This is a genomic window from Flavobacterium saccharophilum (assembly GCF_900142735.1).
GTDB lineage: Bacteria > Bacteroidota > Bacteroidia > Flavobacteriales > Flavobacteriaceae > Flavobacterium > Flavobacterium saccharophilum.
In genome coordinates this window covers 259897-283025 of the sequence record NZ_FRBY01000003.1, presented here as the reverse complement: position 1 = coordinate 283025, position 23129 = coordinate 259897, and the positions used below count along the sequence as shown (strand labels likewise).

The following is a 23129-nucleotide window of genomic DNA, read 5'->3' as shown; positions in this document are numbered from 1 at the left end:
TAAATGGATTTTTTAAAAAATAACACCCATAAATTATTTAATATTTAATAGCTATTGATTGATATGGTGTTTAAATTTAAGTGATTTAACATTTTTGTGAATTAAATATATGTATTTTTTGATTTTTAAAGAGTAAAATTTATTTTTTGATTAAACGTTAACAAAAAAGCGATTGCTGTTACAAACAATCGCTTTTGGTTATCACCCCTAAAATATCAAAAAAAGCAGTTATTTTTTTAATAGTGCACCACCAGGCATTACCTCTGGTTTTAATTTGAATTTGCTGTACTCAACAACTCCGGTTCTGTCTGCCCATTCAAAATAAGAAGCAGAAAGTTTGTTTACGATTCCCGGATTTTGTTGTGCCACATTGGTCGTTTCACCACGATCCGTTTCAATGTTGTAAAGTTCCCATTCATAAGAAGGGTAGGTTGAAACTAATTTCCATTTGCCATCGCGAACGGCTCTGTTTCCTGCTCTTTCCCAAAATAATGGTGCGCCTCTGTTTACCTCAGAAACATTTTCAAATAAAACGGGTAATAAACTTTTTCCTGCTAGCGGATTTGAATTAACTCCATTGTATTCCTTCGGATATTCAATTCCGGCCAATTCATAAAAAGTAGGAGCGAGGTCAATAATATGTCCGGTTCCTTTATCGATTCGGCCTGCTTTTATTTTTGATGGGAACCAGGCAATAAAGGGCGAACTGAAACCGCCTTCGTGCATATTATTTTTATATTGCTGAAGTGGAGTATTTGATAAATAAGCCCAGTTTTGTTCCTGATAATCAAACGATCCTGAAGTTCCAACTGGTCCGTCATTTCGAACTAAACCTCTTCCAAGGGGATTATAAGTATTAAATCCACCTTGAGCACCATTGTCTGAAATGAAAATGATAAGTGTGTTTTTATCTTTTTTGAGTGCTTTTAATTTGTCTAAAACTTTCCCCACATTTTGATCCATATTATCAACCATAGCGGCATAGACTTCCATTTTGGCCTTCCAGAATTGCCTTTCGTCATAAGTCAGTTTGCTCCATTCCGGAACTTCAGGATCTCTTGGTGCTATCGTTTGATCAGCAGGCAGAATGCCGTTTGCTTTTAGTTTTTCGATTCTTTTTTCTCTTAAAACATCCCAGCCTTCATCAAATTTCCCTCTGTATTTGGCAATATCAACCGGTTTTGCCTGCAACGGCCAGTGCGGTGCGGTAAAGGCTAAATACAAAAAGAAAGGTTTGTTTTCTTTGTTTTGCTCGTCTAAGAAAGTAACGGCATTATTCCCAATTTCATCTGTAAAATAATAGGAATCATCTTTTGGATGCAGTTCTTCATTATTGCGAATTAGTTTCACGGGATATGGCGTTTTTCCAAAAGGCAAACCTTTGGTGTCAAAATAATTCGACGCCCCTTTTAAGATACCGTAAAATTTATCAAAACCACGTTGATTGGGCCATTGTGCCTGATCTTCAGATCCAACATGCCATTTTCCTGAAAGTAAAGTGCTATAACCACCCGAACGAAAAACTTCACCTAAAGTCAAAGATTCTTTATTCAGATAACCCTGATACGCCGGCAATCCTAAATTAACATCAAAGAAACCCATTCCGGCTTTGTGCTGGTATTGTCCCGTTAAGAGAGATCCACGAGTTGGTGCACAAATCGAGTTATTGTAAAATTCGCGTAAGCGTAAACCTTCACCGGCTAATTTATCCAGATTTGGTGTTTTAATTTCAGAACCATAATTTCCTAAATCGGAATACCCCATATCATCCACCATAATCAGGATAATATTAGGTTTTGAAGCAGTTGAAGTCGTTTTGTTTTGTGCCTGAATCAGCATAACTGCCGAAAGAAAAAGGCTGAATGTAAGAGATAATTTTTTCATTTTATTTTAAATTTAATAAGTCGCTATTCAGACTTATAGTGGTAATCAAATTATTTACTAAAAAGTAAAAAAGCTATTAGTAGTGTGACAATAACATTGAATAATTGGGCTATTAGAAAAGCGTATAGCGGTTTTTTGCTATTATTCTGAAAGAGATCTTTAAAATTCGTTTCCAAGCCAATGCTCGTAAATGCCAATGCAAACCAGATTCCCTGTAGATTTTTTAAACTGTCTTTTACTCCGTCCCGAACTTCAGAAGTAAGGAAAAAGGAAAATACTATTGAGGCCAGAATAAAACCAATTACAAACTTTGGAAAACGTTCCCAAATCACTTTTAATGTAGGTTTTGAAGTTTTGGCTTCCGCCGAATTATTATGTGTGTACGTCCAATAAACAGAGATTGCAAAAGCCGCTAAACCTAACAATACATTTTGAGAAAACTTGACAATAGTACTAATTTTTAAAGCTGTTTCTCCAACCAAAGTTCCGGAAGCCACAACAGCGCCCGAAGTGTCAATACTTCCTCCAAGCCAGGCTCCGGTAACTTCTTCAGGAAAATTGAAATATTTGGCAATTATCGGCATGAAAATCATCATGGGAATGGCAGTTACCAAAACAATCGAAATAACATAAGACAGTTTCTTCGAATCACCTTTAATCGCACCCGATGTTGCAATTGCAGCCGAAACACCACAGATGGAAACGGCACTTGAAATCATCATTGTCAATTCATCATCCATTTTTAATTTTCGGCAAAGCCAAAAAGCAAAATACCAAACGGACAAGACAACAAGCAAAGCCTGAATTAATCCTAAAGAACCAGCTTTCAAAATATCTGAAAAAATCACGCTGCTTCCCAAGAGAACTAATCCAATTTTTACAAAAACTTCTGTAGAAAGGGCAGAACGAAACCATTCCGGAAGTTTAAAAAAGTTGCCAATGGCCAAACCAATTATCAAACTGAAAATTACGGCTTCTAAATTTAACGCTTTTATTTCAGTATTTCCTGCAATTATCAGAGCAGTTACCGTTAAGAAATAGACTATTGGAAAAACCAGTAAAAAATATTTAACCGATTTTCCGATTAAAAAAGCACCTAAAGTGCCAATCGAAATCAGATATAAAAATTGTATTCCGAGGATTTTCAGATTTTCGAAATTAAAAACATCTGAAATTAAATCGGTTCCGTTTGACCATTTGAAAACAGGAACTTCGGGAAGGAAAAGAAATAACGAAATTCCGATAATCAGGAATCCGAGGATAACGACTGTCCAGTCTTCGTGGATGGTAAATTGTTTTGTTTGGGTTGACATATTTTGTTTGAATTAATCTAAACAGATTAAATTTTATTTTGAATTGCCTCCTGCTTTAGCTGGAGGTAAATAGTTTGTGAGTTAAATTGGCTTTAGCCGAATAAAATTTTTGGCTAAAGCCACTACACTATGAAATTTTTACACCTCCAGTTAAAACTGGAGGCTATTCATTTTTCTGCTAAACCGACAAAGTATTTTTGTTTATGGAATGCGTTAAATTAGGCATAAAGGTTTAACTAAACCTTTTTTCAAGTTTTGTAAAGAAGCATGTAATTCTTTTAATTAAGCTCATAGTTTTATTGTTATTTTGAAGCCAATACCACATCAACATCATTTTGCAAATCTCCTAAACCATCTTTTTTGAAAACAATTTCTCCATTTTGATATAAGATCAAAGTAGGGAAGACTTTTACCGTTTTTAAGTCTGCTATAACCTGTGGACTTTCTTCCAGTTCAATTTGAACAATTTTCAGTTTCTCGCCATATTGTGTTCTAAGATTCTCTAAAATTGGTTTTACTGTTCTGCACGTTGCGCAATATTTTGAACCAATGTCTACCAAAACATAATTATTATCGGCAATGATTTTTTTGTACTCCGGTAATGTTAGTCTGCTTTTTAAATTGGTGTAAAAAGGTTTTCCGCCACCAATCCAGCTGGCAATTCCGCCTTCTAAAATATACACTTCAGAAAAGCCTCTTTTTATTAATTCGGTTGATAAAATTCCGCTTCTGTAAGCAGCGATCGAATAAATAAATACAGGTTGTGCTGGGTTTAAAATCGCAATCTGTTTTTCGTAGTCTTCTGATTTAAGATTGAAGTTTACAGCGCCTTCAATATGGTTTAGTGCAAATTCATCAGTTCCTCTGGCATCAATTATTTGCGGATTTTTTTGACTTTTAATTTTCGCATAAAAGGCATCCAGTAATACAATACTACTGGAGCTTTTATCTTGCGAAAAACCACTTGTGGTAAAAAGAAAAAATAAGACTGTAAAACTACTTTTGAATATTTTGTTTGTCATGATTTGAGATTTAGAATTTTCCGGGGCAATAAAAATTAGCAGTGCTTTCAAAGTTTAATTTTGATTACACTGCTACATTTAATTTTAGAAAACTAATTTTAGTTTTTAAGACTGAACCTGTTCGTAATAAACCGGACTTGGCGTAACGTTTTCTGGTTTGGCTTTTAATGGAAATGCAACTACACCTTCAGCAAGTGGGCTTCCTTCTTTTTTAGATTTGAATATTGGCCACAAAAACTGTGCGTACCATTCTTCTTGTTTATATGATTTTGTTCCGTATGATTCTGGGTATTTACGAGTGATTAAACCCGTTCCGAAAATCACATCCCAAATGAAAAACATATTACCGAAATTTCCTTTAAAGTGTCCAACACCGTCTCCACTTGTATCAGCATGATGTGCGTGATGTGTTGCCGGAGTTGAAATCAAGCGCTCTAAAACCCATGCAATAGGGTGTAATGCTCTGTATTTATAAAACGGTTTATCCCATTTAAGACTTGAGTGCGCTCCCAAAGTAATGATGCTTTTGATAACCAAAACAAATAGGGCAGGTAATCCTAAACCTAAATACGTTAAAGTGGCAGTCAAATATATTTGAGAGAAGAAAAGCGTGTAAATAAAGTTTTGTCTTGAAGCCATCGCCATTCCCATATATGGAGCAGAGTGATGCGTTCTATGAAAACGCCATAAAAACGGAACCTGATGATGCAATCTATGGTACCAGTATTGCGTTAAATCATCAGCAATTGCAATCAGGAAAAATCCGCCCCAAAAAGGAACCCATGAAAGTGAATTAGCCAAGTTCGGAATTAAATAGGGTAAAGCAGTCAAGCTAAAAAAAGCAATTACCGGTGGTAAAAGCAATTTTGGCGCTAAGAAACAAATGATATCTACTTTACGTTCCTGTCCTGTCCATTCGTCATCGTATAAACCTGCAGTAAATTCTACTGCCCCCAAAACCAGCATAAAAACAGTTAATCCCCAGGTGCGGATATTCTGGAAAGCCGGTTGTATAAATTCTAAATACGATGGCAAGGTAATATGCGATTCTGCTACAAGACCATTCGTTAATTTGAAATAAAGGAAAATTGCCAGTACAGGCAAACTGTAGATTAAAAGACTAATACTTAAATCTCTTGTTAGTTTTTCTTTTTGAACTATTGCCATGATTTCTTATTTTAAAAATTGATTAATTAATGCTAAACCTCCCGCCAATATGACTAGCGGAACTAAAAAAACGATCGCTCCCACGATGATTTTTTTTCCTATAATTTCATAGTCTACTCGTTTCATTGCCTTTTTTTTTTATTGCTAAATGCTTTATAAAATCGTTTAAAACCTGTTTTTAAAATCCACCACTAGATTGTTGGTGTAAAAATAAAAAATAAAACTATTAATTCTATCTAATTAGTAGAGTTAAATTTAATTATTTTGTAAGATTTTGTTATATAAGTTGTTCTAATTCTATTTTTGCGCTCTTTATTTTTTGCAAATTGAATTTACCCTGCAAGTTTTTATAGACTTGCAGGATAAAATTTTATTAATTAGAACTTCCTGCGCTTCCAGGTTTAGTCGCTTGTTTAATTAAATCCTGAACTGTTTTACCTTTATCGGCACCTGTATTGTGTATTCTTCTGTTGTATACATCTTGCCAGTCAATTAGCGGATAAACGTTATTTTCTTTGGCCTGTTCATCAAACAACTTTTTAAGCTCAGCTAATTTTTCTGGATATTTTTGTGCCAGATTGTTACGTTCATTAAAATCTTCATTTAGATTATACAATTCCCAAACATCTGTATCAAAATTGCTTGGCGCTGGTTTTTCATTTTTCCCAAAAGACTTTTTAACCGCAAACGAATCTGGTAAATGTGCTGCTCCGGCTTTCCAGCCATCTTTGTAAATCGCTCTGTTTCCAAAAATGTAATAGTACTGGACTTTGTGCAATGATTCTGCTTTAGCATTATCCAAAGAAGCATAAAAAGAAGAACCCTGAATAATATCCTGTTTCACGTTTTTGATATATTCAGGAGCTTTTATTCCTGTAATATCAAGAGTTGTTGGAAGCAAATCGGTTACGTGGCTGTATTGATTTCTGATACCGCCTTTTTCTTTAATTCCGTTTGGATAATAAACAATCAGCGGATTATGAGTTCCACCTTCAGATTGAGCATCTTGTTTCCAGTTTTTGAATGGAACATTGGTTGCCTGTGCCCATCCTAAGGGAAAATTGGTGTTTAAACCTTTTGCTGTACCAATTTCGTCAATATTAGCTAAGTTTTTCTTCAGGTTTTCTTCATCAGATGTTCCTTGCGAAAACAAACTTTGATTGATTGTGCCTTCTGTGGTTCCTTCTTTACTGGCTCCATTATCACCAATAGCCACAAAAATTACGGTGTTGTCTAATTGATTGGTTTCTTTTAGATAATTAACGACTCTTCCCACTTCATAATCAGTATAGGTCAGAAATCCTGCATAAACTTCCATGAAACGAGCATAGACTTTCTTTTGATCCGGAGATAGTTTTTTCCAGTCTGTAATCAACGGATTACGCTCTGGAAGAACTGCATTGGAAGGGATTACGCCTAATTTCTTTTGGTTTGCAATAACTTCTTCGCGATAAGCATCCCATCCCTTATCAAATTTGCCTTTATAAGGATCGCTCCATTTTGTGGCCACCTGATGCGGTGCATGAGCAGCTCCGGGTGCGTAGTATAAAAAGAAAGGTTTTCCAGGTGCCGCTTTTTGCTGAGTCTTAATATAACTAATTGCTTTGTCGGTAATCAATTCATTTAAGTGACGCCCGTCTGGTTTAACGTGAGTCTGATCCTCCACTAAATCCGGATTGTATTGATCTGTTTGAGAACCTAAGAATCCGTAGAAATGATCAAAACCTTTTCCGGTTGGCCATCTGTCAAATGGTCCTGCATCTGTTGCTTCTTCGTCTGGAGTTACACCGTATTTACCAACAGCAAATGTGTTATAACCGTTTTCTTGTAAAATCTCAGCAATCGTTCCTTTGTCTTCAGGAATTCTACCATCCCAACCAGGAAAACCGGCTGATAAAATTGTGTGCGAGAAACCACTTACATGCACTCTTCCTGAATTTCTTCCGGTCAATAATGCTGCACGGGTAGGAGCACAAATTGCGGTAGTGTGGAAGTTAGTATAACGTAAACCATTATTGGCTAACTGATCAAAAGTAGGAGTCTGAATCAGACCTCCAAAAGCAGTTGAAGCTCCAAATCCAACATCATCCAATAAAATCCATATGACATTCGGAGCACCTTTTGGCGCTTTTACCGGCTCTGGCCAATATTCTTTAGAATCGGCTAAAGTTTTTCCGATTACACCTTTAAATTCTTCTGGCGCTGTTTGGGCAAAACCAAATTGTACTGCCAGCAATGCAGTAAGCAAAAGTCCTTTTTTAGTACTTTTGATTGAAATGTTATTTTTAAATTCTTTCATAATTTATAGTTTTAACTGTGGTTAATTTTTAATAACCAGGGTTTTGTGGTAAACCATCTGGATTGATGCTTCTTTCGCTTTGCGGAATCGGATACAGATTATTTCTTTCAGAAACCGAGTTTTTAGCGGTTACTTTTTTTACTTCCGTAACTAAAGTTCCCCAACGCACTAAATCGAACCATCTTTGTCCTTCCTGAACAAATTCTTTTTTGCGCTCTTCCTGAATAGCAGCTCTAAAAGAGGTTTGCGTTAATCCAACTAAATCTACCGTTGGATCTGGCGTATTAATATCTTTTCCGTAAGCTCTTCTTCTAACCTGATTAATCAATTCATAAGCTTCGGGTGTTGGCGCTCCTTGTTCGTTTATCGCTTCCGCTAAAGACAATAGAATATCTGCATAGCGAATAAGGGGAAAATTGATTGCTACATTCCCTGGAGTTGCTAAATTGGTTAAATCCAAATACTTTTTGAAGATTGGCTTCGGAAAAGTATACAACGTTCCTGTTGCCGGATTTAGCAATTGTTTGGCATAACTTACATCTCTTCTTGTATCTTCAGGGGCATAAATATCATAAAACAAGGCTACATCCGAGATAATATCAGCCGGTTCTGTTGCTGTAAATCCTGTAAAAGCTGTAGATTGAAAAGTACTTCCGCTTGAACCGTTTCCGGCTTGGTTTTTTTCAAATTGAACAGAAAAAATATGTTCTTTACCATTCTTTTTTGCTTTATTAAAAATGTCTCCAAAGCTTTCAAAAAGAGCATATCCGTATCCGCCATTAATTACTTCTCTTGATTTTGCAATCGCATTTGGCCAGTCTTTTCTGGTCAGATATACTTTGGCTAAAATTGCTTTCGCAGCTCCGGAAGTTGCGCGTCCGGCATCAGTTGCAGGATAAGTTGCTGGCAAACTTTCAGCATCTTTTAAATCGGATATAATTTGAGTATAAACTTCTTCAACAGAAGCTCTCTTGGTTTTTAAGTTTTCCAATTCGATAGAAGTTGGCTCGTGCAAAACAATTGGAACACCTCCCCAAATACGAACGGCCTGAAAGTATAATAATCCTCTTATGAATTTAGCTTCATTAATCAATCTCGTCTTAACAGCTTCCGTACCAGTAACCTTAGGGATATTATCAATAGATACATTCGCCCTGTTGATTCCGGCGTAAATCTGACGCCATGCCACCTGAACACGGTCATTAGTGGCATCGTGTGTTAAACTGCTCATTGCTCTTACCTGTGGATTTGTTGCAGAAACTCCCGCAGCTGCATAATCAGATCCCATATCGGTTAAGAAATAAAGATTTCTTCCGAATAAACTTTGCTCTCCCGGATCAAGGCTTAACGAAGCATAAACCGCATTTACACTGGCAACGGCATCGTCTTGTGTTTTGAAGTAATTATCTTCGGTTACAAAAGAGGTTGGTGCTACCTCTAAATCTGTGCACGATACAAATAGTCCGGCACTAAGTATGAATGTTATAAATATCTTTTTCATCGTTTATTTTTTTTACTTAGAAAGTTATGTTCAGGCCCGAAATGAATGTTTTAGAGTTTGGATAAGAACCAAAGTCAATTCCCGGATATAAGTTGTTTTGTTCGTATGAACTTACCTCTGGATCATAACCAGTGTATTTTGTCCATGTAATTAAGTTTTCTGCCGATACGTAGAATTTAATACTCTTTGCTTTTAATCTTGTTGAAATGCTCTTAGGTAGTGTATAACCTAAAGTAATTAGTTTTAGTCTTAAGAAAGAAGCATCTTCTACGTAACGCTCTGAAACGATTCCTAAAGGAGAGCTTGTTGCTCTTGGAATTTCATTACTTGGATTTGTTGGTGTCCAGCGATCTTCAAGGGTAACATTGGCATTTGTTCCAAGAGTCGAAATCTCTAATTGTTGATTCAGTGCATTGAATATTTTTCCACCGTAAGCGCCTTGGAAAGAGAAATTCAGATCAAAATCTTGGTACGAAATTGTGTTGCTGAAACTTCCAACAAATTTTGGTTGAGAGGTTCCAAGATTACCTTTGTCAAGTGCAGTAATTACACCATCGCCGTTAGCATCAATATATTTTCTATCCCCAACTTTTGTATTGGCCAAACTGTTGATTTTAGGCTGCGTGTTAACTTCTTCCTGAGTTTGGAAAATTCCATTTGTTTTGTATCCCCAAAAAGTACCTAAAGGCAAACCTACTTTTACCGTTACAGGTTGTTGTTGCAATAATGAACCATTTGGAACAACCGGGAAGAATTGATCAACACCATTTCCAATAGCTACTACTTTGTTTTTGTTAGTTGAGAAAACGAAATTAGAATTCCATGAGAAATTATCTGTTTTGATGTTTTCAGTAATCAAACCAATTTCAAGACCTTTATTTTCAACTCCCCCAATATTCTGTAGCACACTTGCATAACCTGAAGTCAACGGAATTGGCACGCTTATTAGTAAATCGTTTGTTTTTTTGTAATAAACATCAAAAACAAAATTGATTTTTCTATCTAATAATGATAAGTCTAAACCGATATTGTATTGGTTTGTTTTTTCCCATTTCAAATCAGGATTTGCTAATCGGGTAGGAGCTAGACCTGTATATAAAGTTCCTCCAAATGCATAGTTAACAGAACCCATTTGAGCAAGCGAAAGATAATTTCCAATTTCCTGGTTTCCTGTTGTTCCTGCTGTTACTCTCAGTTTGGCTTCGGTTACGCCTTTTATGTTATTGGCAAATTCTTCATCTGTAATATTCCATGAAAATCCGGCAGATGGAAAGTAACCCCAAAGTGATTCTGATCCAAATCTTGATGAACCATCTGCACGTCCGGAAAGCGTGAAGTTGTATTTTCCTTTATAAGAATAATTTACTCTCGCCAGCCATGATTTTAATACACTTTCAAAGGCATCTGTATAAGGTTTTACCGGAACTCCATCTTGTAAAGCATTATACGTATTGGCATCGTTTACAAAAGTGTTTGCACCCGCATTTACTACTTCACCTTCTGTATATTGAAGCGTGTATCCAGCTAAAGCGGAGAACTTATGATTTTCGCCAAAATTAGTATTGTAGTTTAGTGTATTTTCATTCAGAACTGAACTCACTAATCGATCTCCAACAGAACCTAAACCTTTTGTTCCGGCTCCTGTAGTGGTTGTTGATGGCGCGTAATAGTTTTGTTTAGTATCAAGGATGTCCCCGCTGACAGCCACTTTTGCAGTAAGTTTTTTGGTGATCTTATATTCGCCAAATAAACTCGCTAAAATTCTATTGATTTTAGTTTCGTTAGTAGTATTTTCCAAATCATTAATTGGATTAGGAACAATACCATTTATAGCTGTTGCGTAAGGGTTATTAGTTAAGTTGTAACTCCCATCAGGATTTCTAATTGGAACTACCGGAGGTTGATATAAAGCAACTACTAATGGGTTGGGTTGTCTGCCGGCAGAAGAACCACCGTTTGTTCCAATACCATTTGATACCGAGTTGCTATAGTTAGTATTTACACCAAATTTAAAGTTCTGCGAATAATTTCTTTCGTAGTTGGCACGAAGTGAAATTCTTTTAAAATCTGAAGCAATTACAATTCCTTCTTGTTGAAAATAACCTGCAGAAACGGCATATCGTGATTTTTCGTCTCCACCTGAAAAAGATAATTGATGATTTTGAACCGGAGCAGCCGTTCTAAAAATAGCATCCTGCCAGTCATAACTTCCTGACGTTTTAAAAGCTTCTATTTGATCTGCTGAAAATGAAGGTGCCTGACCAATACTTGCCTGAACGTCATTACGCAGACTTGCCCATTGGCTGGCGTTCATTACATGCAATTTTTTAGAAACGTTTTGGAATCCGAAATAACCCTGATATGAAATATTATCCTGACCTTTTGTTCCTTTTTTGGTTGTAATAATTACAACTCCATTAGCCCCTCTTGATCCATAAATAGCTGTTGCAGAAGCATCTTTTAAGACCTCAATCGATTCAATATCCGAAGGATTAATGGTTGATAATACATTGACAGTTGCTCCGGCATTAGCTACACCTGCAGTACTGTTGTTATTGTCATTGTAAATTAAAATTCCATCCAAAACATAAAGGGGTTCATTACCAGCGGTAATGGAATTTCCTCCTCGAATACGCACACTCGAAGATGCTCCTGGACGACCGGAACTTTGTGTAACTACCACTCCCGGAATTGCACCACGTAATAAATTATCTGCCGATGAGGTAACCTGTGAAAGATTTGCTTTTGGAACCGAAGCTACAGAACCCGTAATGTCTTTTCGCTTTTGAGAACCGTATCCAACAACTACTAATTCATCTAGTTCTTGGCGTTCTTCTTTTATACCGATCGTTACTGGATTTTTATCAACAATAACTTCGGTTTTTTTATATCCAATGTAGCTTATAATTAGAGTATAAGGTAATTTCTGACCGGTTTGAAAATAAAATTTTCCTTCTGCATCGGTTTGTACCCCGTGAGTTGTTCCTTTAATAACAACCGAAGCTCCAATAATAGGTTGATTTGTAACGTCATCAACAATAGTTCCATCTAGTTTTGACTGTATTAGCGGCGTCGTATTTTGAGCATTAACTCCTGCCGTTAGAAGCAGGAGAAATAGTATTGAGTATATTTTTAAATTTTTTTTCATTTCTTTGTACTGGTTTAAGTAATTAACAAGACGCCCTGGGCACTGATTTTTCAGCACCTGTAAATGTGTTCTTGATTTAGCGATAAATATTCTTTAAGCCTCGCCATTTCTGTTGCCGCAGAAATGGCTTTTTTTATTTATATACAACAGCGATGCATCTTTTTCATTTTTAGTTTTTTTAGTTGTTAATTATTTTTTTTGATTTATAGATATAGTTTCAATAATCAGATTGATACAGAAATGCATCAAATAGATTATTGTAATTTTCAATAAGAATTCTTTTGGTGAATTTTAAAAAGATTCGTTTTTGGTTCCGATTTAGAATGAATAAGAAAATCATCGGTTAACGAAAAAAATTGCTGAGATTTAGCAACAGAAGCACATATAACAAAAAGTGTTATAAGTATATTTTTTTGGAAGATTTAAATACGATATGCTTGCGGTTGTTTTCAAAATATAGTTTTTTTGGTTTTAAATATGATTTTAAACTCTACTAATCCTATAGACAAAGTTAATTTTAATCTAATAAAAACCAAAAATTTCTGAAGTTTTTTTTAAAATTAGTTCGAAAGCTAAGATTATTTTATTTAGTTAAAGTTTGTAATATATTGTTTTTCAGGTATTTAATGTGTATTATTTGAGTTTGTGAAATGTTAAAAAGACAGGGTTTATAAACTTAAAAAAGTAAGTATTTTATATCTTTTTTTAAGTTTTAGTTATCTTTTAAAGAGAAAAAGAGAAAGCTAAAACGTCTGAAAAAGACCAATTTGGATTTTTCAAGATGTTTTTTATTTAAAAACTAGCTTCATTTTCGAAGTTGATTTTGAATAAATTAGACTAATTTTATAGGAATTAAAATAAATTCAAATTTTTTATTCATCCTATGAATAAATACTTATATTTGTAATAAGTATTTATACGTAGTTTATATTTCTTAAAATGATAAAAGTAAGTGAAGCTTTAGCGATAGTGGCTGAAAACAGTTCGAATATGCCGGTTCAAAGAATTCCGGTTCGTAAAGCGTTGGGTTATATTCTGGCAGAGACATTGTATTCTCCAATTGATATGCCACCTTTTCGCCAATCGGCTATGGATGGTTATGCTTTTATTCACAGCGAAAAACATCAATATGATGTGATAAGTACTTCACAGGCTGGAGATCATTCGAATATAAAACTGAATGAAAATGAAGCTGTACGTATTTTTACCGGAGCTTTTGTTCCAAAAAATGCAGATACAGTAGTAATGCAGGAACATGTTTTGGCGAACAAAGATTCGATTTTGATTGCAGCGATGCCACCACAATTTTCCAATATTCGTAACAAAGGAGAACAAATTGCAAAAGAAGAAGTTGTTTTTGAAGCCAATACTTTAATAACGCCTGCCGCAATTGGATTTTTAGCTTGTTTGGGAATTACAGAAATTACAGTTTATAAAAAACCGAAAGTGGCGATTTTAGTAACTGGAAACGAATTGGTAAAACCAGGTAAAAAATTACCGAAAGGTAAAATATACGAAAGTAATTCGGTTATGTTAGAAGCTGCGCTTCAGACAATCGGAATCAATAAAACAAAAGTTTATAAGGTAAAAGACAATCTTAAAGCAACAAAAAAAGCATTAAAAGGGATTCTTGAAAAATATGATGTTGTTTTAATTTCTGGTGGAATTTCTGTTGGAGATTATGACTTCGTAAAAGATGCCCTATTAGCAAATGGAGTAGAAGAGCTTTTTTATAAAATAAATCAGAAACCTGGAAAACCAATGTTCTTCGGATCTAAAAAGGATACGTTAGTATTTGCGTTACCTGGAAATCCGGCTTCATCGCTAACCAATTTTTATATCTACGTTTATCCTGCAATTAAAAACCGAATGGGATTCTCAGATATTCATTTGCCGAAATTAGTTCGCAAGTTAAATGACCCGATAACCAATACAACTGGAAAAACGCTATTTTTAAAAGCGCTCTATGATGAAACCAATGTGACAATTTTAGACGGTCAGGCTTCATCAATGCTAAATACGTTTGCAATTGCCAACAGTCTATTGATTGTTCCGGATGATGTTGAAGGGTTGAAAAAAGGACAGTTAGTGACTTTATTGCCGATTAATTAAAAGATTTTAAGAATAAAGAATAAAGAATAAAGAATAAAGAATAAAGAATAAAGAATAAAGAATAAAGAATAAAGAATAAAGAATTTCAAGCTTAAAGAGCAGTGTGTAATTTTAAACATATAGCATAGAACTTGAAACTTGAAACAAAGAAAAACCTGAAACAAAAAAATGAATCTCCTTAGTTCCGAAAATATCCTCCTTTTTAGCTTCGCATTAATTGTGATTGCATTTTTATATTCTAGTGTTGGGCATGGTGGTGCTTCGGGTTATTTGGCTTTGATGACGATTTTTGCTTTTCCAATTTCAGTGATGAAACCATCGGCTTTATTATTGAATTTATTTGTTTCGAGTATTTCGTTTTTCTTTTATTATCGAATGAATTATTTTAAACCGAAATTGTTTTATCCGTTTGCAATTGCTTCAATACCAGCTGCATTTATTGGTGGTTTTATCACTTTAGATAATACAGTTTATAAAATTATTCTAGGAGTTGTTTTGGTTTTTGCAGCCTTAAGATTGTTCGGAATATTCAATTTTAAAGAAAAAGAAGCAGTTCAGATTAATTTACCTTTTGCCCTGGCAATTGGTTTTGTTATCGGATTATTATCGGGAATGTTGGGTATTGGCGGTGGAATTATCTTGAGTCCAATTTTATTGTTTTTGGGATGGGCATCGATTAAGGAATCGGCAGCGATTTCGAGTTTGTTCATTTTTGTGAATTCATTCGCCGGAATTATGGGCTTCTTTTTAGGAGGAAAAACAGTTCCGACAGAAAGTTTTTATTTGGTCCCGATTGCCGTGGTAGGCGGTGTTTTGGGTGGTTACTATGGCAGCGGTTATTTCTCCAATAAAACATTAAAAATTGTTTTAGGAACGGTGATTTTAATGGCAAGTATTAAATTAATTTTTCCTTGAAACATTTATAATGCGTCTCCCAAGGTTGAAACCTCGGGCTATATTTGAAAAAGGAATTTAATAAACATAGCCAACGGTTCCAACCGTTGGGAGTGCGAGATGATTAATGATACGTCTCCCGACGTTGAAACCTCGGGCTATATTTAAAAGCAAATGAAAAAAATGCTCCAGAAATATAGCCGACGGTTTCAACCGTCGGGACAAAGATTGGCAAAACCTGAAACCTGAAACAAAAATAAAAGTCATGGAAACAATATCAGTATTTATTCTTTGTGGAGGAAAAAGCTCTCGAATGCAGTCAGAAAAAGGATTGGTTTTGTTTCAGGATAAGCCTTTTATTGAACATATTATTCAGGCAATTTTGCCGATTTCAGATCAAATAAAACTGATCACGGCAACCAAAGAATATGATTATTTACCGTATCAAAAAATACCCGATATCATTTTAGATAAAGGACCATTGGGAGGAATATATACGGCATTGACGAATTCTGAAACCGAGTTTAATTTGATTTTGAGTTGTGATATTCCGTTAATATCAACGGAGCTGTTATCAGAACTTATTTCAAAACATAATAATGAAGCTGAAATAACAGTTTTTGCTTCAGAAAGCAGATTACATCCGTTGATTGGAATTTATTCTAAAAAAGTATTGCCCGTTATCAAAAGCGCAATTGATAACGATCAATTAAAAATGATGGATTTAATAGCGGCCATTCCGCATCAAATCCTCAATATTGACGAAAGTGAAAACTTTCATTTAACAAACATTAATTCGGTTGACGAATTAAACGACCTGAATATCAATTTAAGTTAGAAGTTATGCGAAACTCAAAAACACCAAAATTAACAATTGTAGGGGCAGGTCCTGGAGATGTTGAATTGATTACTTTAAAAGCAATAAAAGCACTGGAAAAAGCAGATGTGGTTTTGTATGATGCATTAGTAAATGAAGAATTATTGCAATATGCTACGAACGCAGAAATTGTTTTTGTGGGCAAAAGATTGGGGTGCCACGCCTATACGCAGGATCAGATTAACGAATTGATTGTTTCGATGGCAAGTCGCCACGGCCATGTGGTGCGTTTGAAAGGCGGAGATCCTTTTATTTTTGGAAGAGGAAGTGAAGAAATTGAATATGTTGAAAAATTTGGTTTAGAAACGGCTATTGTTCCCGGAATTTCATCTGCTTTGGGTGTTCCCGCTTCGGTTGGAATTAGCTTAACACAGCGCCAAATTGCAGAAAGTTTCTGGGTAATTACCGGAACGACTTCTAACCATGAATTATCGAAAGATGTATATTTGGCTTCAAAATCGGCTGCAACTGTGGTGATTTTGATGGGAATGCATAAATTGGATGAAATTATTTCGATTTACAAAGAAAACCGAACAGATGATTTGCCAATTGCCATCATCCAAAACGGAACAAAAAATACAGAACAAAAAGTAGTTGGAACTATCAGTTCAATTGGTAATTTAGTGGCAGAAAAGAAGATTTCTTCTCCGGCCATTATTGTGATTGGAGAGGTGGTAAAAAATACGTCAAAATTGACTTCTTATTTTCAGGAGCATTTTGATGATGAGTTTATCTTTCAGAATTTAAATTTAGAATAATGATTGAAGTTAAATATTTTGGAGCTGTGGCTGAAAAGACCAAATGTGAATTCGAAAAAATCCCTTTTTCTGAAGTTTCACTGCAACAATTATTGCAGGATTTAGAAATAAAATACCAATTCGATTCCCTTAGTTTTAGTGTGGCTGTCAATCAAAAAATAGTGCCAAAAACAATCGATTATAAATTGCAGACAAGTGATGTTGTCGCTCTATTGCCACCTTTCGCGGGCGGGTAAATAATGAATTTTATGAATGATTCAACACGTTATAACCGACAAATAATTCTCCCAGAAATAGGAGAGGCTGGTCAGTATAAATTATCAAAAGCGAAAGTTTTGATAATTGGTGCAGGCGGTTTGGGCGCTGCTGTTTTGCCCTATCTGGCTGCGGCTGGAGTTGGTGAAATCGGAATTGTTGATGATGATGTGATTGAAGTTTCTAATTTACAACGTCAGGTAATTTATAAAACTTCCGCTGTCGGAAATTATAAAGTTGATGAAGCCAAAGCAATGGTTTCGGAATTAAATCCGTTAGTGAAAGTGAATGCGATTGCAGAAAAGCTTTCAGGAAAAAACGCGATTTTCTTATTCGAACAATATGATATTGTAGTTGATGCAACAGACAATCTTTCAATTAAATATCTAATTAATGATGCTTGTTTAGTAACAAATAAACCAATGGTTTACGGATCTATTTTTAGATTTCAGGGACAGGTTTCAGTGTTCAATTACCAGAGCGGACCAACGTACCGATGTTTATATCCGGATGAAAATAGTCAATCTTTAAATTGTACAGATGCCGGAGTAATTGGAATTTCAGTTGGAATTATAGGAATGCTTCAGGCCAATGAAATAATCAAAATGATTCTAGAAATAGGAGAGGTGTTGAGTGGTAAAATACTGGTTTATAATGTTTTAAATAATGAGCAGCAAAAGTATGACTTTGAGAAGAATACAATTGCAAAACTGGATAAAAAGACCTTTGAGGAAAAATATAAAGTAACTGAAAATCAAATAGAAGAAATTGATGCAGAGGTAATTTTGAATGAAATAGATAATGATGAGGTTTTGTTTTTGGATGTTCGAAATGAAGAAGAACTACCGAAATTAAATTTCAAAAATGGGATTCAGATTCCGTTAATAAAGTTAGAAAACGAAATCGAAAAATTAAATCCTAATAATACAATTTATATTTATTGTCAATCGGGAATCAGAAGTAATATTGCAGCTGAATTGCTTCAGAAAAAGAATTTCAAAAATGTAAAAAGTATAGTCGGAGGAGCTTTGGCTTTAAGCCAGATAGTAAAAGAAAAAATTGCAGATTAGAGAAATTTTTTCGCCACGAATTCACGAATTTAAAGAATAATCATTCGTGAATTCGTGGCGGAAAAAACCTCAAAAAAAATAAAAGAAAATGAGTAAAAATGTATTTGTAGAAGGACCAATTGCTCCTGAATTCATAGCTGAGTCTATCGCTAAACATCAGTCAAAACATACAATTGGCGCACACAATATTTTTCTGGGACAAGTTCGCGCTGATGTGATTCACGACAATACGGTTGTTGCGATTGATTATTCAGCTTATACCGATATGGCAAACGAAGCTTTGCATGCAATTCGTGAAAAAGCTTTCGCTAAATTCGACTTAACCTGCATGCACATTTACCATAGTTTAGGCGTGGTAAAAGCAGGCGAAATTTGTTTGTTCGTATTTGTTTCGGCAACACGAAGAAAACAAGTTTATGAAGCAACGGAAGCAATCGTAAACTGGATCAAAACCGATGTGCCGATTTTTGGTAAAGAAATGTTTGAAAACGATACATTCACCTGGAAACAAAATACTAATGGTTGATATTACGCATAAAATAAACACTTTAAGAGCCGCGACGGCCACGGCAATTGTCAAAGTTAGCAAACAGGAAACAATTGATGCTGTGGTGAATAATCTGGTTCCGAAAGGGAATGTACTTGAAATGGCTAAAACGGCCGGATTATTTGCAGTTAAAAACACGCATTTATCAATCCCGGATTGTCATCCTATTCCAATTGAATTTACTTCGGTGGAATATAAAATTGAAGGTTTGACGATTCAGATTATCTTCAATGTAAAAACAGTTTACAAAACCGGAGTTGAGGTTGAGGCTATGCACGGCGCTTCGATTGTAGCGCTTACGATGTATGACATGTTGAAACCGATTGATAAAGAAATTGAAATTTCGACAATTAAATTAATTAATAAAGAAGGCGGAAAATCTTCTTTCAAAAATAAATTTCCAAACGTAATAAAAGCAGCCGTTTTTGTTTGTTCTGATTCGATTTTTGCCGGAGACAAAGAAGATCGTTCCGGAAAAATCATTGTTGAAAAACTGGATTCTTACGGAGTTGAAACAGCGCATTACGAGATTATTCCGGATGAAATGGACATTATTCAGGAAAAAACTAAGGCTTTCGCCAAAGAACATCAATTGGTGATTTTTACGGGAGGAACTGGTTTATCGCCAAGAGATGTAACACCGGAAGCATTATCGCCGTTATTAGAAAGCAGAATACCGGGAATTGAAGAAGCAATTCGCAATTACGGACAACAAAGAATGCCGTATGCCATGTTATCAAGAACCGTGGCAGGAACATTAGGAAAAAGTTTGGTTTTGGCTTTGCCAGGATCAACCAACGGAGCCAGAGAATCGATGGATGCTGTTTTTCCGCATGTAATGCACGTTTTTCATATTTTAAAAGGAAAAAATCATGACACCCTCTAAAACCATTTTAACGGATGATTTTGGGCGAAAACACAATTATTTGCGTATTTCGTTGCTGGAGAAATGCAATTTGCGTTGTACGTATTGCATGCCTGCTGACGGAATCGCATTGTCTCCAAAAGCCAGTTTAATGACGGCTGAAGAGATTTTTTCATTAGCCCAAATCTTCGTAGAAAATGGCGTTGATAAAATTAGATTAACAGGTGGAGAACCTTTATTAAGAAAAGATTTTCCGGAGATTATTTCTAAATTAGCAACTTTAAAAACATCACTTTCGATTACTACAAATGGTATTTTAATAGATCGTCATATTCAGGCTTTGAAAGAAGCCAATATCAAAAAAATCAATTTGAGTTTAGATACCTTGGTTTCATCTAAATTTCACACGATAACGCTCCGAAATCAGTTTGAAAAAGTAATTGATAACCTGCATTTGCTTTTAAATAATGATTTTCATGTAAAAGTAAATGTAGTTTTGATGAAAGGTTTTAATGAAAACGAAATTACTGATTTTGTTCAGTTAACGCAGTTTTTACCAATTTCTGTTCGCTTTATCGAGTTTATGCCTTTTGCCGGAAATGAATGGGACAGAAGCAAAATGGTTTCTCAAAATGAGATTTTATCAGAAGTAAATAATGTATTCTCATCTGAAGAAATTCAAAAGTTGGAAGACGAAAAAAACTTCACGGCAAGAACCTATAAAATAAAAGACTTTCAGGGCGATTTCGGAATTATAAGCTCTATTACAAATCCGTTTTGTGATGGCTGCAACCGCATCCGCCTGACAGCAAATGGTAAAATCAAGAATTGTCTATTCTCTAATTCAGAAACAGATTTATTAACGGCTTATAGAAGTGGTGAATCCATTACCAATTTGATCTCAGAATCTATTAAAAATAAAAAGAAGGTTAGGGCAGGAATGGTTACGGTTTCTGAAATGGATGATCCGGCATTGCATTTTGACAATCGTAGTATGATTGCGATTGGGGGGTGATTTTGCACATTTCAGTCATTGCGAGGAACAAAGCAATCGCATGCCGGGTGTCAATTTCGGTTTTTAGTATTTGTAGTGTGGTTGCTTCGTTCCTCGCAATGACTCATTGGAGCGCATAAAAAAAGGTTCAACTTTTACGTTAAACCTTCTTCAATTATTTTTTCTTCTTTTTATCCTTTGATTTACCTTTTTTAGCTTTTTCTTTTTCAGCCTTTTTAGCTTTTGCCTTGGCTTTCTTTTCCTTCTCTTTTTTAGCCTTTTCTTTCTTCTTAGCTTCAGCTTTTAGCTTTGCTTTTTTGGCTTTTTCAAGTTTTTTTATAACCGCTTTTATCGCTTTTTCTCTTTTTTTAGCCTTTTCTTTTTTCTCTTTTAGCTTACTTTTTACTTTTTTGTCCTTTGATTTGTTTTTTACAATTTCCAGGGCAATTTCTTCAATATTCAAAATAGCCTGATGATCCTGAGGTTTATCAATGGTTTTAATTTCAATTATTTCAGGAGTTACTTCTCCAGTTTTTGGTGCAGCCGTCGTTACTCTTTTAACTACCGCTTTCGGAGTACTTTTTGAAGCTGGTTTTACCGGAGTTTGGGCAGTCGCTTTTACAGTTGCTGCCGGAGTTTTAGCCGCGGTTCTTGGTGCTCTTTTAACCGGAGCTTTTGGAGTTGCAGCTTTTGGTGCCGGAGTTTGTGTTGCTGCTTTAGCTTCCGCGGCAATTTCGGTCGTTTCTTTTATAGGTTCTGTTGCTGGTGTTTCAGCATTTTTTACGGCTGGGGTTCTGGTTGTTCTTTTTATCATAACGGTATGTTTTATTGAGTAAATAGACTTAACTAAATGATTATCATAACAAAACAATTAAGTTGTCACAACATTAAATTTTAGTTAAGCTAAATTTAATCAATATTTGAATACATAAATGTTAAGATTTTCCTTAAGAATCTAATTACTAACGCAATTAATTTTCCACAGCCTCCAGAATCTTAAAATTATTCTTCGGAGCTTCACATAAAGAACAGCAATAACTTTCAGCCAAATCTGTAAATAAGATTCCCTTTGGAATTCCCTGACTTGCATCACCGTATTCCGAATTATAAAGCGTTAGACACTCCTGGCATTGATAAATGTCCAATTGCGTTTTCTCTTTTTTCTGTGTGTTTTCTGTTGACTCTGCAACTGAATTACCGAGTTCTTCAAAGTATTTTCGGCTTAATTCGATCAAAATGGTTGGCAATTCTAATTTGTCAATATCTTGAGAATGCACTATATATTCGCGTGTATTGGGATCGAAATTCTTTGCAAATAAAACATTATAAGTATCACGGATTTTGATCGATTCTAAAGCTGCTGGCAATTCGTTTTTTTCAACTACGATCGAAGTAAAATAATGACCGTCACGATTGTATTCGGAGATTCCAAAAGTCAATCCATAGGTACTGATATCAAATTGATCGAGTGTTCGAACTAAAAAGGTTTTTAGGTTCAAAGCCCATTCCATTGCAACCGGTAAATGCCAATTTAATTCCAATAAAGAATGACGAACGTTGATTCCTTTTTTTCCTAAGAATTTCTCCCATTCCAGTTTTCGGTCTTTCGGAATTCCTTTCACGATAAACGATTTCCATGGCGTGATACATATTTTCCCAATTTTGCAATCAAAACACAAATCGCACATTTCTTTGAGGAAATCTAAATCATATAAATTATTTCTCCAATATAAACCCAACCAATACTGATCAATCCCCATGCGGTTCATTCCTTCGTAGTATGGAAAAGGATAAAAAGGAACATTTAGGGGCTTGTCAATCGTTCTGTTATTGGTGTCTAGTGCTTCACTTACTAAGCTGAAAATCATATCAATTCCATAAGATTCTTCAGAAACGATTTTTTCGATTTCGTAATAAAAAGTAGCGATATCCCAACTGTAAATCAGGACAGGATAGACTTCCATACGTTCCCATTTTGGTAAACGAATGTATAAGTACCAATAATCTTCATGCTCTGAAGCAATAAAATTTAAATGTCCGGTAAACAACGGAACCAACTGTTGTTTAGGGTCATTAATGTTGACTTTTAGTTTTGGCTGTTCTTTAAATTGCTCTAAAATATATAAGAATTTGTTTCCCGTAAGCCAATTGGTATTTCTGAAAATATCAGTTGATACATAGGAAGAAACAATGTTGTTACCGCTTTTTTCATTTGGAAAAACAAAATGATGTTTCCCGATTTTTTCTTTACTGGAGAGATTTAATCCCTTCGGAAAAATAATATCCTGTCTTGAACCAAATGAAATCGAATCCAAACCATGATCCATTGCCATATTGACTACTTCACGTAATTCTCCTGGCGAAATAACGCCTCCTTTTACTATTAATCTTGTCAATTCCATAACTTTTGTTTCAGGTTTCAA

The 23129-nt window shown here is 35.1% G+C and carries 18 protein-coding genes; 9 read left to right on the top strand and 9 right to left on the bottom strand.

The window, feature by feature from the left end; all coding sequences use genetic code 11:
- Positions 1-228: 228 nt before the first annotated feature.
- From BUA98_RS11230 to BUA98_RS11200, 7 genes are all read right to left on the bottom strand, one after another.
- Positions 229-1884, bottom strand: a complete 1656-nt coding sequence (locus BUA98_RS11230) for an arylsulfatase (protein WP_072972557.1) — start codon at positions 1882-1884, stop codon at positions 229-231.
- A 50-nt stretch (positions 1885-1934) separates the two neighbouring features.
- Positions 1935-3197, bottom strand: coding sequence for a YeiH family protein (locus tag BUA98_RS11225; RefSeq protein WP_072972555.1), 1263 nt, complete (start codon positions 3195-3197; stop codon positions 1935-1937).
- A 302-nt stretch (positions 3198-3499) separates the two neighbouring features.
- Complete coding sequence (locus BUA98_RS11220) at positions 3500-4219, bottom strand: rhodanese-like domain-containing protein (RefSeq protein WP_072972553.1); 720 nt, start codon at positions 4217-4219, stop codon at positions 3500-3502.
- Positions 4220-4324: 105 nt separating this feature from the next.
- Positions 4325-5386 (bottom strand): sterol desaturase family protein, encoded by a 1062-nt coding sequence (locus tag BUA98_RS11215; protein WP_072972551.1) that lies wholly within the window; start codon positions 5384-5386, stop codon positions 4325-4327.
- Positions 5387-5759: 373 nt separating this feature from the next.
- Positions 5760-7685, bottom strand: coding sequence for an arylsulfatase (locus tag BUA98_RS11210; protein ID WP_072972549.1), 1926 nt, complete (start codon positions 7683-7685; stop codon positions 5760-5762).
- A 28-nt stretch (positions 7686-7713) separates the two neighbouring features.
- A complete protein-coding gene (locus tag BUA98_RS11205; RefSeq protein ID WP_072972547.1) occupies positions 7714-9186 on the bottom strand; it encodes a RagB/SusD family nutrient uptake outer membrane protein in 1473 nt (490 codons plus the stop codon).
- Positions 9187-9202: 16 nt separating this feature from the next.
- On the bottom strand, positions 9203-12334 hold the full coding sequence (locus BUA98_RS11200) for a SusC/RagA family TonB-linked outer membrane protein (RefSeq protein WP_072972546.1): 3132 nt from the start codon (positions 12332-12334) through the stop codon (positions 9203-9205).
- A 939-nt stretch (positions 12335-13273) separates the two neighbouring features.
- On the opposite strand from BUA98_RS11200, the gene BUA98_RS11195 reads away from it, so the two are divergent.
- From BUA98_RS11195 to moaA, 9 genes are all read left to right on the top strand, one after another.
- Positions 13274-14446 carry a molybdopterin molybdotransferase MoeA gene (locus BUA98_RS11195; protein WP_072972542.1) on the top strand — a complete coding sequence of 391 codons (1173 nt, stop codon included), beginning with the start codon at positions 13274-13276 and terminating at the stop codon, positions 14444-14446.
- Positions 14447-14614: 168 nt separating this feature from the next.
- A complete protein-coding gene (locus BUA98_RS11185; protein WP_072972537.1) occupies positions 14615-15361 on the top strand; it encodes a sulfite exporter TauE/SafE family protein in 747 nt (248 codons plus the stop codon).
- 244 nt (positions 15362-15605) lie between these two features.
- Positions 15606-16178 (top strand): molybdenum cofactor guanylyltransferase, encoded by a 573-nt coding sequence (locus tag BUA98_RS11180; RefSeq protein ID WP_072972534.1) that lies wholly within the window; start codon positions 15606-15608, stop codon positions 16176-16178.
- A 5-nt stretch (positions 16179-16183) separates the two neighbouring features.
- Entirely contained in the window at positions 16184-16975 is a 792-nt protein-coding gene (cobA, locus tag BUA98_RS11175; RefSeq protein ID WP_072972531.1) for a uroporphyrinogen-III C-methyltransferase, read from the top strand.
- A complete protein-coding gene (locus BUA98_RS11170; RefSeq protein ID WP_072972528.1) occupies positions 16975-17211 on the top strand; it encodes a MoaD/ThiS family protein in 237 nt (78 codons plus the stop codon). Before cobA ends, BUA98_RS11170 begins: the two co-directional genes overlap by 1 nt.
- Positions 17212-17223: 12 nt before the next feature.
- Positions 17224-18300: a HesA/MoeB/ThiF family protein gene (gene moeB, locus BUA98_RS11165; protein ID WP_072973280.1), complete on the top strand. Its 1077-nt coding sequence runs from the start codon at positions 17224-17226 to the stop codon at positions 18298-18300.
- An 88-nt stretch (positions 18301-18388) separates the two neighbouring features.
- Positions 18389-18826: a molybdenum cofactor biosynthesis protein MoaE gene (locus tag BUA98_RS11160; RefSeq protein ID WP_072972525.1), complete on the top strand. Its 438-nt coding sequence runs from the start codon at positions 18389-18391 to the stop codon at positions 18824-18826.
- Entirely contained in the window at positions 18819-19733 is a 915-nt protein-coding gene (moaCB, locus tag BUA98_RS11155) for a bifunctional molybdenum cofactor biosynthesis protein MoaC/MoaB (RefSeq protein ID WP_072972523.1), read from the top strand. The genes BUA98_RS11160 and moaCB overlap by 8 nt, the downstream gene beginning before the upstream one ends.
- Positions 19720-20727 (top strand): GTP 3',8-cyclase MoaA, encoded by a 1008-nt coding sequence (moaA, locus tag BUA98_RS11150; RefSeq protein ID WP_072972520.1) that lies wholly within the window; start codon positions 19720-19722, stop codon positions 20725-20727. The genes moaCB and moaA overlap by 14 nt, the downstream gene beginning before the upstream one ends.
- Before the next feature lie 154 nt (positions 20728-20881).
- Here the strand turns inward: moaA and BUA98_RS22275 are convergent, their stop codons facing one another.
- Both BUA98_RS22275 and BUA98_RS11140 read right to left on the bottom strand, forming a co-directional pair.
- Positions 20882-21520 carry a hypothetical protein gene (locus BUA98_RS22275; protein WP_139257008.1) on the bottom strand — a complete coding sequence of 213 codons (639 nt, stop codon included), beginning with the start codon at positions 21518-21520 and terminating at the stop codon, positions 20882-20884.
- Positions 21521-21677: 157 nt separating this feature from the next.
- Positions 21678-23108 (bottom strand): rubredoxin, encoded by a 1431-nt coding sequence (locus BUA98_RS11140; protein ID WP_072972517.1) that lies wholly within the window; start codon positions 23106-23108, stop codon positions 21678-21680.
- Between the last annotated feature and the right edge of the window lie 21 nt (positions 23109-23129).